Raw genomic sequence first — 12,513 nt, forward strand, 5'->3', positions numbered from 1 at the left:
GAAAAAACCTGATCCCATAATTCCCAGTCCCCAGTCCCCAGCGAAGCACTGAGCTTGTCGAAGTGTCCCCAATCCCCAATCCCCAGTCCCTATGAATCTAGAATTAACAATCGGTTGGCTATATCCTACATTAATGAGTACCTATGGCGATCGCGGTAATGTGATTACTATAGAACGTCGCGCCCAATGGCGGGGATATAGTGTGAAAGTATTACCCCTCGACCAAAACGCCACAGCAGATGAGATTAAATCTGTAGATGTCATAGTAGGTGGTGGCGCGCAAGATAGACAACAAGAAATTGTGATGCGTGACTTGCAAGGCGCGAAAGCTGAAGCCATCCGCGAGAAAATCGAAAATGGTACACCAGGAGTATTTACTTGCGGTTCACCCCAACTTTTAGGACATTATTACGAACCTGGAATTGGACAACGTATTGAAGGGTTAGGAATTCTCGATTTAGTCTCTGTTCATCCTGGGGAAAATACCAAGCGTTGTATTGGTAACTTAGTAATAGAAGTTACAGCCAGCCGACTCGCCAAAGATTTGGAAGAGATGACAGGAACTAAACCCTATTTAGTCGGATTTGAAAATCACGGCGGACGCACTAAATTAGGTAAAGTTGAAGCTTTAGGAAAAGTGATATATGGCTTAGGAAATAACGGCGAAGATGGAACAGAAGGCGCGTTTTATCAAAATGCCATAGCCACATATTCCCACGGGCCACTATTACCAAAAAACCCCTTTGTGGCTGACTGGCTAATTCAAACAGCATTGCGACTAAAGTATCAGCAGCTAATTACTTTACAGCCTTTAGAAGATACTTTAGCGATGCAAGCAAGGGAATCAATGTTCAAAAAACTACAAGTTAGTCCGCCAAAACCCACTGTTTTAGCCTGATTTTGAGTAGTGCTGAGTAAAATTTATTTCACTCCCCACTCAGCACTCATCACTCAGCACTCATCACTTAGCACTCACCACTCATCACTCAGCACTCACCACTCAGCACTCACCACTCCCCACTAAATCTGGAAGAAAAAGAAAAATCACAAGTAAGAACTCAATTTGCGCTAGATTTCTTACAATCAGCTATTATTATCCCGACGGGAATGGTAAAACATCCAGATAACCCTCCGCCTGTGGTTAGACCAATCAAACATCAACCGCGATCGCTTTTTTCCAGAATTCTCTTCAATTTGCAAACTTGGGCTGTTACGCCTCAAGGGTTGTCATTAACTCTGCAAAGCCGAATGGCCTTTAAAATCGCCATCGCCTCAACAGTTTCTTTGGTAATTGCTCAAAGATTGCAGTGGGATTACCCCTTTTATGCCGTCATTGCCGCTATTATCGTCATGTCATCAACCCAAGGTAGCACCCTAAAATTGGGCGTTCAGCGATTGATAGGTACGGCGATTGGTGCTATTGCTGGTGCATTCTTCGTGATTTTGTTGGGTAGTAATTTCTGGTCTTTGGGAATATGTGTATTTATTACTATATTTCTGGCTTACACCTGGAAATTTCAGGAAGCTGCTAAATTAGCAGGCTATGTATCAGCGATCGTAATTTTGAGCCATAGTCAACAACCTTGGATATATGCTTGGCACAGATTTTTAGAAACTCTTTTAGGTATTGCTGTCGCTTTAGTAGTAAATAACTTTATTTTTCCTGCCCGTGCTAATCAAGAATTGCGGCGTTGTCTATCTCAAACACTCATCAGCTTAGATCAATTCTATAGTTTAGTTATTAACTGTGCGTTTACAGGTACATATGACCGTCCTAGCGTCGATACACTCAAACTCAACATCATTACATCCCTGCGGACAGGACGGGAATTGTGGCAAGAGGTGAAACAAGGACAAACCAGTGAACCCCCAGAAGCTCAAATTAATGAGGCTTGGGAATTCCTCATCCGCAGGGTGTGGGAACATATCCTGACAATGGAACACACTGTCTTAGCTAGACAGCAAGATACGTTTTGGCAACTGCTTTCATCCCAAATTACCGAATTGGCACAAGAAACCCAAAATGCCATGCTGACCTTAGCGATCGCTGTTAAGTCTACAAAATCGCAATTATCTTTGCCAGAGATTGATACAGCTCTTAATCACGCCACAGAAAAATTGAACCAACTATCAACACTACAGCAAGCAGATCAAGAAATCGATGAATTACTCAGATTTTTTACCTTCTTCTACACAATGGAAGAAGTAGGAAGAAAACTGCAAAGAATGGCAGCTATGTTGAGTGAAGAGTGATTGGGGACTGGGGACTGGGGATTGGGGATTGGGGACAAGGTAGACAAGGCAGAATTTATTTCTCAACTCATTACTCATTACTCATTACTCATTACTCAGCACTCAGCACCGGCTAAACGCCGCGCTACCGCTAACAGCACTCAGCACTCAGCACTTTCAAGCTATGCCCCATAATATATAGATATATGGACAAACGTTACTTTTTGCAAACTGGTGCTGCATTATTTGGCACAGCTTTGTTACCACCCATTTTTTTACCAAGGTCTAGCATCATGGCAACTTCTAATACTGAATTTGAAATTACTAAAACTGACACAGAATGGCGGACAATTTTATCGCCAGAACAATTTCGGGTTTTGCGTCAACACGGCACAGAACGGGCATTTACTAGCCCCCTTGATAAGCAATATGAGGCGGGTACTTATGTCTGCGCTGGTTGTGATCAGCCTTTATTTACATCGGATACTAAATTCAATAGTGGTACTGGCTGGCCAAGTTTTTTCGCTCCCATTGAAGGCGCGATCGCAACTACTGTAGATCGGTCATTTTTTATGACCAGAATTGAAGTGCATTGCAGTCGTTGTGGTGGGCATTTAGGCCATGTTTTTAATGATGGCCCTGTACCCACCGGTCAGCGTTACTGTATGAATGGTGTTGCACTGAAATTTATCCCGGCTTAAATTGGGAATTGGGCATTGGGCATTGGGCATGGGGAATTGGGCATTGCATTTCATCTCCTCTGCCCCCTGCCCCTGCCCTCTACTTCCTCAAGCTGCTGCTGCAAACATTTGCTGCAAATTTTCTGGCTTAGTCACTGCTAAATATTGTGCCGCCATTTCTGGTGTTAGCAGCTCAATCATGACTCTGTTTTCTAACCAGAATTCCATGACATCAAAGAAAGAATCGCGGTTACAACGAACAACTCGCCAACCTTCTCTTCGTCCCACTTCTTCAATTTTTTCTTGAGTTGTAGTTACGGAGACAGCCGCATGGGTGGCTGTATATCTGGAAACATGGGGGGATTTAGCGAATGTGCATTGAGCCTCATCTTCACCAGGTTTTAGTTCGGTTTCTATGGGATAAACTTCAATCCCTGTTCCGTGTTCATCCAAGGGAAACACCATGTAACTACCTGGATTGGGGAAAAAGGGAAAGGCTTGTCCGTTTAATACTTCAGCTAAAACTGTGGCGGCGCGTTGGGGATTTTCCGCAGCGATGGAAAAGTGATGAATCATAAGTCTTACCTTTTATAACTAAAATTATAGGTCAATACGGTTCAGTTAGTGAAATTGAAACATTACAATCCCTTTTTCAACGGGGGTTAGAGGTATCAAGACCTTAACTGAAGCGTATTAAATTATCGGTTTAATGATTAATCATCGATTTTGCGATCGCTTATGCAAATTCAATTGCAGAAAATATTGCCTTTTGTATTAACAGCGTTGTAGCTGTGTCAACAAAACCACTATTTCGTCAATTCCTTGTCTTAAAACGCTAGCAGGCTGTTCGGATTGATTCACCATAATACTAAAAACCATAGATTCATATTGGGGCGGATTCATATATCCTGAGAGCGAAACTGCACCCCTCAATGTGCCTGTTTTAGCTTGCACAATTCCTTCTGCTGGGGTATTCCGCAAGCGAGATGCTAAAGTACCACTCTTTCCCGCTATAGGTAAAGATGCACGATAGGCATTCGCCACCGGACTTTTCGCCATTCCCTCTAGAGTTTGCACCAATGCTTCAGGAGTAATGAGATTTCGTCGTGATAACCCAGAACCATCAACCAATTGATAACCTGTGGGATCAACACCTAATTGCGTTAAACTCTTTTGCAATACTTGCAAACCTAGATCAGCAGTGTTTTGATTTTGCGGCTTGGGTTCTTGCACCGCCAAAGCACGTAACAAGGCTTCTGCATAAAGATTGTTACTATTTTGGTTAGTTTCTATGACTAACTCAAATAAAGGTGGTGATTCTATTGATGCTACTTCTTGTTGATTAGTAATACCAGGAGTAACTAAAGTTTGACCCAAAGTAATGTTTTCTGTTGCCAAAGCCGCACGAAAACGCCGCAAAAAGTAATAATCAGGATCAACTACAGGTAAATCTACTACATAGGGTTCAGAATTAGCGGCTAATTGCCCTTCGATTCGCAAAATTTTACCAGTTAAATCACGACTAATATTGATGTTACTTGGTTGTGTTTGTGCAACTGTCACAGACCGATTAATGACTAACCATTGTCTTGATTCATTATTATCTTTCCAAATCAACTGCGGAGTTTCTCCCACAGATTGGGGTTTTAATTCCAACCCGAAAATATTTTGATTGACAATAAAACTATTAACTGGCGCACCATAATCAGATTGCACATCTTCCCATTGCCAAGTAGGATTAACGATATCCCCTTGGATGTAAGTATTATCAGCAATTAATCGTTGAATTTGAGTGACACCCTTTTGTTTTAGCTGTTGAGCAAGGGTTTGTAATTGAGTATCACCAAGGCTAGGATCGCCTCTACCGACAAGGGTGAAAACATCATTACCATTTTGATAAATCGATGTACGGAAACGAAAATTTGCCCCCAATTGTTGTAATGCTGCTGCTGTAGTCAACAATTTAGTATTAGAAGCGGGAATAAAATATTTTTGAGCATCACGACTATAGAGATTTTGTTCAGATGACAGTGCTTTGATAAGAATTCCCCAACGACTCCGGTTAAATTGGGGTCGATTTACTACTGCATCTATAGCTGTTCCAACTTGAGACGCACATATTGATTTAGGGGTATTTATTGGTGTAGGTGGTGTTTGTGCCTTGACAGGCTGTAGCATGACACCAAGATGATTACTCACCAACAACAGCACTAAGCTAAGAGTAACTTGTTTAAACATTACAAAAGGGGTGTAAGGGTGTAAGAGTATAGGGGGCGACAAGAGAGACAAGGTAGAAAAATCCTACCTCCAATAACTAATGACTAATGACTATTGACTATTGACTATTGACTATTAATTAATGCCCCTTTCCTGCACCGAGATACAATTCCGCTACTTTAGGATCAGTCAATAGTTCTTGTCCGGGGCCTGAGATAGCATCCCGTCCAGATTCTAAAACATAACCACGATGAGCCATTTCTAAAGCTTTACGGGCATTTTGCTCAACTAAGACTATTGCTGTACCAGTCTGATTAATTTGCTTGATTTGTTCAAATACTTGCGTGACTAAAATCGGGGATAAAGCGGCAGAAGGTTCATCTAACACCAATAAACTGGGTTCTAACATCAAAGCTTTACCCATTGCTAACATCTGCCGTTCGCCTCCTGACAGTGTACCAGCACGTTGACGACGGCGATCGCTCAATTTAGGAAACATCCTAAATATTTGATCTTTCAGGGGTGTGAGAGCATCATTGCGGATAAAAGCCCCCATTTCTAAATTTTCCTCTACACTCAAAGAGGGAAAAACATTAGCAATTTGGGGTACATAGCACATTCCCCGACGCACAATTTGATTTGATTTAAGTCCAGCAATATTCTCGCCTTTAAAAGTGATTTTTCCTGTATGCGGTGTCAACAAGCCGAAAATCGTCTTGGCTAAGGTTGATTTACCCGCACCGTTAGGCCCTATTACCGTCACTAATTCTCCTGGTTCAACCCGAAAATTCACACCTTGGAGGATATCAACATCTTTGATGTATCCAGCATGGACATTCTGCACTTCTAGAAGCAAAGATGAATTATGAGTTGAACCTGACATATAAAACCTTACACTGAGATTAAATATAGAGACTTTCAATTTAAAAAATATACTATCACTTTGATCACAAGGCGGCAGGTACAGGGAGCCGAGGCCTTTGGCAAAGCGTCACCAACGCAACTAAAATTTCTATTGAGTCTGTCAGCAGTATTCAATCACCTTGCTTGCAATCCTAAAACCAATGACTGCCCCAGAAATATATGTGCGGCCTGCACAGGAAACAGACGCATGGACACTGAGTGCTATCCACATTGCGGCAATCAAAGCCTTGCCAGCAACTTTTTACACTCGTAAAGAACTTTTGGCTTGGCGTAATTACCTCGATAAACCAGATAATTCCAGTATTTTTAAGTATTTGAAATTAGATACTATCAAGGTGGCAACCGAAAATGAAATTATCACAGGATTTGCCAGCTTTACAGGAAATGAACTCATTAGTTTGTACGTCCACCCTCATTATCAAGGACGAGGATTTGGACGCATTTTAGTAGAAAATTTTTGCTCAGAAGCATTCGAGCAAGGTTTTCACAACGTCATCACAACGGCTAGTCTTTACGCTGAAGGTTTTTATTTACGTTTAGGATTTATGCCTATTAAACGAGTACCTCATTATTTAGGAAGCGGCTTAGTAGTGCCGGTAACTGAGATGAAGAAGGAATTTTGAATTACCTTAAATGCAGCATGATTCATGTACGGAAATCATAGAACTAGAGTTGTAATTAGAGATGATTGCTTTGAAAGGTGTTAAAAATTAAGATAATTATGCAATTTTACAGTGGTTTTATGTTTAAGATAGCAGTTAAGGTTATGATGAAAATATTAAATAAAGCATTTGATTGTAATTTTTGAAAATCTTTTTCAATTGTATTTAAAATGACTTTATCTCAATTTAAAACCATTTTTCAATGAATCTTAAATAATGCCAGCAACCCATAAAAATCCCGTAATGATCAAAACTGTTCGTTCTTCTGCCCTTACCCGCACACGATTAATAGAAGCTGCTTCCCAGGTATTTGCCAGTTTAGGTGTTCAAGGTGCAACTACCCGTGAAATAGCTCGTGTCGCCGGCGTAAATGAAGTAACATTATTTCGTCACTTTACTAGCAAAGAACAACTGTTAAAAGCTGTAATTGAAAATGCGATCGCAGTCCAGACTGAAGCCCTAGCTAACCCAGAAGCATGGACGCAAGATTTAAAAACTGACTTATATAATTATGCTCAGTCATATCATGCCATGCTCAAAGCACAAGAAGATTTAATTCGGACTTTTATTGGCGAAGCTAAACGTCATCCAGAAGCAGCCAAACAAGTAATAGAAGAAGCCGCTAGGCCTTTGGGTGAAAAACTAGTTGCATATTTGCAATCATGCCAAAAACGGGGAACTGTCAGACCGGAAATTAATCCAGAAGCAGCAGTAGATATGTTTAGAGGAATGTTGCTGGCGGCAATGTTGTGTCATGAAGTCAAACTCCAACCCAACAGCTACAGCAGCAAAGAATATATTGCCACTTGTGTGGATGTTTTTGTGAGAGGAATTAGGGCATAGGGCATGGGGCATAGGGAATTGGGCATGGGACACGCTCGATTTAATGTTTATTCCCATACCCAATTCCCAAATTATACTCACCCAATCGGGTGATTCTGTCGGGCGAAGCTTGCACAATTGACAATCCCCGCACTAAAGTGACGGGGATTCTACATTCACAGACTCGCCATTAGACAGCAGGCCTCGGCCAACCGCCCAAGAGGGCAAATCTCCTGTAGCGTAAGTTCCCGTATGCCCTACGGTACTGAGTCCTAGTCTCAAAATGTTGATTGCTGCATTGATATCTCTATCTTCCAAGTACCCACAATGAGGACAGACATGAGTCCTTGTAGACAGAGATTTCTTCACTTTTTCGCCACAGTTAGAACAATTTTGACTTGTGTTGTGGGGAGGAACTGCAATAGTTACCTTCCCATATTTATGACCAAAATATTCTAACCACTCTCGGAAAGTGTACCAACCAGCATCAGAAATTGATTTAGCTAGATGTCGATTATGTACCAAACCCTTTACATTTAAATCTTCATAGGCTACCAAGTCGTTAGATTGGATGACGGAGTATGCTAATCTCTTGCAATACTCTTTTCGCTGCCTACTTACTTTTAAATGCTTACGAGCATATCTATTTCTAGCTTTGTAGTAATTGTTTGATTGTCTGGCGTGAGCTTTTTTCTTCTCTTTGCTGAACTTCTGAGACTTTTTGCGGTTGGCACGGTTTAACTGTTTTTCAGATTTACGGTAGAACTGGGGTGAAGGTTCAATATTACCTTTATTGTCAGCAATGAAGTATTTCAACCCCAAGTCAATACCCACTATTTGATTTGTAGGTTGACTTTCTACATTCAAACAATTTTAGATGTGTCACTTGGTTCGATAACAAGCTGGAAACAAGCCTACGAAGAGTATGGAATTTCGGGACTGTGCCTGAACCACAAGGGAAGAAAAAGCTACTTAAGTGTTCAACAACGAGAAGAGGTCTTAAGTTGGTTGCAAACAAAGGAATGTTGGGAGCTTGGGGAACTTGAATATAAATTGGCTTTTGAATACGATGTAACTTATGAGTCAAAACGCAGCTATTATGACTTATTTGATGCAGCAGGAATTAGTTGGAAGAAAACTACAAAACTGAATCCAAAAGCCGAGCCGGAAGCTGTGGCAGTAAAAAAAAACAGATTGAGACATTGTTGGCAAGCCGCACAAAAGAAATAGAAGCAGGATTATTGAGAGTATTGTTGATATAGGACTAGGATTTGATTTCTGAAAAAACTCCGTACATCTGAAGGGACATAAAATCAAACATAGTATTTCGGAGAAACCACTCAAACATCCACTTTAAATGGCGAAATGTTGGAATTAAAGCACAAAAGCGTCGAATCCAGGTTTTCGCTTGTAACCAAATATCCTCTATAGGATTTTGCGATGGACAATTAGGAGCAAAACGAATGCAATGAATTTTCCATTTTTCCGGCGGTAAACCTTGATTTATCTCGCCTAAAAAGTCTTGAACTAAATGTGAACGATGATAAGAAGCACCATCCCAAATAAGAAGCAATCTTTGGTCGGGAGACTGGTCTAATAAATAACGTAAATAATCAATCGTATTCTTTGAATTACCATCATTATATGCTTTCAAGAGTAGCTTTCCGTTGAGATAATCAACTGCACCATAATATGTCTGCTTATCTCGTTCATTAACGACTTCAATTGCTATCTCTTGGTCAGTTCTTCCCCAAACATAACCAGTTACGTCTCCCCATAATAAATGACACTCATCTATTAGTAATACTCTCAGCTTTCGTGCTTCTATCTCCTCTCTGTTGCTTGCCAGCAATGTTTCAATTTGTTTTTTTTTGCAGCCACCACCTCTTGATCAGCCTTTGGATTCAAGCCTGTAGTCTTTTTCCAACTAATTCCTGCTGCTTCAAATAAATCATAGTAACTTCGTTTCGATTCGTAGATGACATCATATTCAAATGCTAATTTATATTCCAGTTCACCCAGCTCCCAAATTTCTTTAGTTTGCAACCAACTTAATACTTGGAGGAACTGTTCATCACTCAAATAACTTTTTCTGCCTTTATAGTTTAAGCGCAAACCCAAAATTCCATTTTCCTGGTAAGCTTGCTTCCAGCTTGTTATTGAACCAACTGACACATCTAAAATTGTTTGAATTTCTTCATACTTGTAACCTTGATAAACTAGTTTTACTGCCAAAGCTTTTCTTACTTCACGAGCATCTGGACGACTATCTATAAATTCTTGTAGTTCTGCGATCACTACGTCCGCCGCAGGTATCGCCATTTCTAGATGCTGGTTTATCATTGTTCTTTATTAGACAGGTCTCTCTGACCGTATTATCTCGCAGTTTTTTTCAGAAATCAAATATGATCCCTATAGTTCTGCGATCACTACGTCCGCCGCAGGTATCGCCATTTCTAGATGCTGGTTTATCATTGTTCTTTATTAGACAGGTCTCTCTGACCGTATTATCTCGCAGTTTTTTTCAGAAATCAAATATGATTCCTATAGCAATGTGGAGTTTTGGGATAGTGATGACCCAATCATGTGGACTGACAACAGTGTCAGTGTTCTTAGCAGAGTTATTGGGAAAAAAGGAAAATACAGTACGTCAGCAACTCAGAGAATGGTTAAGAGATGGGGAAGATAAAACAAAAGCAACAACAGGACGGGCAACACTAGATGTGACATTGTGTTTTAGACCTTTGTTGTTATGGATTCTGAGTCTGTGGCCACAAGAGGAAAAACGGTTGGCATTAGCAGCTGATGCCACAACATTGAGTGATAGATTTACAGTCTTAGCGATTAGTGTTGTTTATAGGGGTTGTGGAATTCCCATAGCCTGGAAAATAGTGGAGGCAACTAAACCAGGAAGTTGGAAACCGCACTGGCAAAAATTATTAAGCGACATCAGTGAGACTGTACCAGCAGATTGGTTTGTCATAGTGACAACAGACCGTGGACTGTATGCCGACTGGCTATATCAACAAATTCAATCCCTGGGTTGGCATCCATTTATGCGAATTAACCAAATTGGACAGTTCAAACCTCAAGGAACTGAATCTTGGCAACCTTTAAATACTTTGGTCTCGGAAGTTGGTCAGTCGTTCTCTGGTTTAGTTACTTGTTTCAAAACTAACTCTGTCAAATGTACTTTGGTAGCTCGCCATGATGAGGGTTATGCTGACCCTTGGTTAATTCTCACCGATTTACCACCGGAAATTGCGGATGCTTGCTGGTATACCATGCGCTGTTGGATTGAGTGTCTGTTTAAAGATGGCAAACGCGGCGGTTTTGGTTGGCATCGCACCAAAATTACTCACCCCAAACGCGCCGAGAGGCATTGGTTGGCGATGGCTGTTGCTACTCTGTGGCAAGTTAGCGTCGGTGGAGAAGTTGATGCCAATCTACCCATTAGTAGTTTAGATGAGCTACCACCCACTCATGTTGCTCGACGCAATTTCAAACATAGTGTTTTCCATCGTTGCTTGAGTTGTTTTCGGCGTGGATTTTTAGTCATTAAAGCTGCTGTTCTTAATCGAGAACCTTTACCCATCGGTAGCTTTTTCCCTCAACCTTGGCCTAACTTGACTCCACAACTTCATGTCTTGAAAATCACTCTCTCTACTGCCTGATTTTTAAACCCCTACCCTTAAAAGCCCCCCGCCCCCTTGCCATCAAAGTGATAGTATATTTTTTAAGTTGGAAGTCCCTTAGTAAGTCGCGCCAGCTTTTAGCAAAATCTTTTTAATTACCGGATGTTTTTTGCCTGTATTTTCTGCAAAGAATAAGGCTGTTTCACCATTTTCAGTTCTACTATTAACATTTGCCCCAGCATGGATTAAAGCACGCATTGCCCAAGCTTTAGATTTGATGACGGCTTTCATGAGTGGAGTTAAACCATCTGTATCAGAGAACTGGTTAACATCTATCCCAGAGGCTACTAAAATCCTAATTAACCTAACACTACCACTCTCTGCTGCTGAGAAAATTTCTGTTCCTTGCCAAGAACCATATTCAGCACCAGCTTTGAGCAGGATTTTGGCAAACACTGGGGGAATAATGTCATCTAAAACTGCACGATTCAAAGCTGTATATCCTTCATGATCTCTATAGTTGACATCAGCACCAGCACGAATCAAAGTCCGCAATGCCCTGGCTTGAAAAGCATAGATCCCAATTGCACGCATCAAAGGTGTTTCCCCATCTTCATTAAGGCGATTTAAATCGGCTCCTAATTCTGCAAGTAACTTGATCATTCGCACATTGCCAACATTAACTGCACAATGAACAGCAGTGTTACCGTATTCATCTACAGAATTGATATCTAAACCTTGTGCAACTAACTCACGTACTGTAGGGGTATCACTGTCCAAAATAGCGTTGAAGAATTTTTGTAGGGATTGATGTTCTCGTCGCTGTTTGCGAATTACAGCTTTTGGTAATTCTCTAGCGGCGTATTCAATTTCTTCTGCATCTGTAATTAAAGGCAGTAAATAATCACAAACTTCCTGATGTCCTTCATAGACTGCTTCTGAAAGCGGACTCATGTAGCCATCATCGTCAATCCACAGATTGGGATCTGCGCCTGCTTCTACCAAATAACGAACAATACTCACGTCTCCTGTTCTAGCCGCAGCAATTAGAGGTGTACCCCACTCTGTGCGGAGATTCAAGCAAGCACCAGCCGCAATTAAAATTTCTAAAATTTTAATATCTTTACTCCACACCCCATGAGCCAGTACATTAGATAGAGCATGACCATCAAATGTTTTTAATGCTAATATCTGTTGAATGGTATTTAGCCTTCCCAACCTAGCTGCAATTTCCAAAGCTTCTTTAAAATAGCCAATCTTATTGCTTTCAAGGTTGCTAGTAATAGCTTGCACTAAAGTATTTTTTAGTTCTATATTGGTTTCCTCTAATAACCACTGTGG

General features: G+C 40.9%; 12 protein-coding genes and 2 pseudogenes. 8 read left to right on the forward strand and 6 right to left on the reverse strand.

The genetic code is table 11. The annotated features are described in order from the left end of the window. Positions 1-91: 91 nt before the first annotated feature. The 4 genes from CV014_RS09565 to msrB all read left to right on the forward strand — a co-directional run bounded on the left by CV014_RS09565 (position 92) and on the right by msrB (position 2,933). Positions 92-898 (forward strand): type 1 glutamine amidotransferase, encoded by an 807-nt coding sequence (locus CV014_RS09565; protein ID WP_236141807.1) that lies wholly within the window; start codon positions 92-94, stop codon positions 896-898. Positions 899-1,107: 209 nt separating this feature from the next. Beyond that, the gene (locus tag CV014_RS09570) at positions 1,108-2,253 is read left to right on the forward strand and encodes an FUSC family protein (RefSeq protein ID WP_236141808.1); all 1,146 of its coding nucleotides are present in this window, start codon (positions 1,108-1,110) and stop codon (positions 2,251-2,253) included. Next, on the forward strand, positions 2,254-2,427 hold the full coding sequence (locus CV014_RS09575) for a hypothetical protein (protein ID WP_236141809.1): 174 nt from the start codon (positions 2,254-2,256) through the stop codon (positions 2,425-2,427). An 11-nt stretch (positions 2,428-2,438) separates the two neighbouring features. Further along, positions 2,439-2,933: a peptide-methionine (R)-S-oxide reductase MsrB gene (gene msrB, locus CV014_RS09580; RefSeq protein WP_236141810.1), complete on the forward strand. Its 495-nt coding sequence runs from the start codon at positions 2,439-2,441 to the stop codon at positions 2,931-2,933. Positions 2,934-3,020: 87 nt separating this feature from the next. Here the strand turns inward: msrB and CV014_RS09585 are convergent, their stop codons facing one another. The 3 genes from CV014_RS09585 to CV014_RS09595 form a co-directional block, all read right to left on the reverse strand. Further along, on the reverse strand, positions 3,021-3,488 hold the full coding sequence (locus tag CV014_RS09585) for a hypothetical protein (protein WP_236141811.1): 468 nt from the start codon (positions 3,486-3,488) through the stop codon (positions 3,021-3,023). A gap of 198 nt (positions 3,489-3,686) precedes the next feature. Next, on the reverse strand, positions 3,687-5,150 hold the full coding sequence (gene dacB, locus CV014_RS09590) for a D-alanyl-D-alanine carboxypeptidase/D-alanyl-D-alanine endopeptidase (RefSeq protein WP_236141812.1): 1,464 nt from the start codon (positions 5,148-5,150) through the stop codon (positions 3,687-3,689). A 118-nt stretch (positions 5,151-5,268) separates the two neighbouring features. Further along, positions 5,269-6,012, reverse strand: a complete 744-nt coding sequence (locus tag CV014_RS09595; protein WP_103139052.1) for an ABC transporter ATP-binding protein — start codon at positions 6,010-6,012, stop codon at positions 5,269-5,271. 160 nt (positions 6,013-6,172) lie between these two features. On the opposite strand from CV014_RS09595, the gene CV014_RS09600 reads away from it, so the two are divergent. After that, complete coding sequence (locus CV014_RS09600) at positions 6,173-6,676, forward strand: GNAT family N-acetyltransferase (RefSeq protein ID WP_236141813.1); 504 nt, start codon at positions 6,173-6,175, stop codon at positions 6,674-6,676. Positions 6,677-6,958: 282 nt separating this feature from the next. After that, complete coding sequence (locus tag CV014_RS09605; protein ID WP_236141814.1) at positions 6,959-7,558, forward strand: TetR/AcrR family transcriptional regulator; 600 nt, start codon at positions 6,959-6,961, stop codon at positions 7,556-7,558. Between the two features lie 132 nt (positions 7,559-7,690). On the opposite strand, the pseudogene CV014_RS09610 reads toward CV014_RS09605, so the two are convergent. Continuing rightward, positions 7,691-8,404: pseudogene (locus CV014_RS09610) on the reverse strand (RNA-guided endonuclease InsQ/TnpB family protein); the annotation flags it as partial. Here CV014_RS09610 and CV014_RS09615 point away from each other — a divergent pair. Continuing rightward, positions 8,399-8,796: pseudogene (locus CV014_RS09615) on the forward strand (helix-turn-helix domain-containing protein); the annotation flags it as partial. The pseudogenes CV014_RS09610 and CV014_RS09615 sit on opposite strands and share 6 nt — an antisense overlap. 5 nt (positions 8,797-8,801) lie before the next feature. Here CV014_RS09615 and CV014_RS09620 read toward each other — a convergent pair. Further along, positions 8,802-9,880, reverse strand: a protein-coding gene (locus CV014_RS09620; RefSeq protein WP_236141815.1) for an IS630 family transposase whose coding sequence is annotated in 2 segments (ribosomal slippage) — positions 8,802-9,412 and positions 9,412-9,880 — 1,080 coding nt in all. Because the reading frame shifts where the segments join, the coding sequence is not laid out codon by codon here. 257 nt (positions 9,881-10,137) lie between these two features. Here CV014_RS09620 and CV014_RS09625 point away from each other — a divergent pair. After that, positions 10,138-11,211 (forward strand): transposase, encoded by a 1,074-nt coding sequence (locus tag CV014_RS09625; protein ID WP_236141400.1) that lies wholly within the window; start codon positions 10,138-10,140, stop codon positions 11,209-11,211. Positions 11,212-11,289: 78 nt separating this feature from the next. On the opposite strand, the gene CV014_RS09630 is transcribed toward CV014_RS09625, so the two are convergent. Further along, positions 11,290-12,513, reverse strand: a 1,224-nt coding sequence (locus CV014_RS09630; protein ID WP_236141816.1) for an ankyrin repeat domain-containing protein, incomplete at its 5' end; no start/stop codon positions are given.

It is taken from the genome of Nostoc sp. CMAA1605, assembly GCF_021596505.1.
In the GTDB taxonomy this organism is placed as follows: Bacteria; Cyanobacteriota; Cyanobacteriia; order Cyanobacteriales; family Nostocaceae; genus Trichormus.

Bases quoted from the DNA above. Each gene is read 5' to 3' on its own strand.
- CV014_RS09565 (WP_236141807.1), top strand. From the start codon at position 92: ATGAATCTAGAATTAACAATCGGTTGGCTATATCCTACATTAATGAGT.
- CV014_RS09570 (WP_236141808.1), top strand. From the start codon at position 1,108: ATGGTAAAACATCCAGATAACCCTCCGCCTGTGGTTAGACCAATCAAA.
- msrB (WP_236141810.1), top strand. From the start codon at position 2,439: ATGGACAAACGTTACTTTTTGCAAACTGGTGCTGCATTATTTGGCACA.
- CV014_RS09585 (WP_236141811.1), bottom strand. From the start codon at position 3,488: ATGATTCATCACTTTTCCATCGCTGCGGAAAATCCCCAACGCGCCGCC.
- dacB (WP_236141812.1), bottom strand. From the start codon at position 5,150: ATGTTTAAACAAGTTACTCTTAGCTTAGTGCTGTTGTTGGTGAGTAAT.
- CV014_RS09595 (WP_103139052.1), bottom strand. From the start codon at position 6,012: ATGTCAGGTTCAACTCATAATTCATCTTTGCTTCTAGAAGTGCAGAAT.
- CV014_RS09605 (WP_236141814.1), top strand. From the start codon at position 6,959: ATGATCAAAACTGTTCGTTCTTCTGCCCTTACCCGCACACGATTAATA.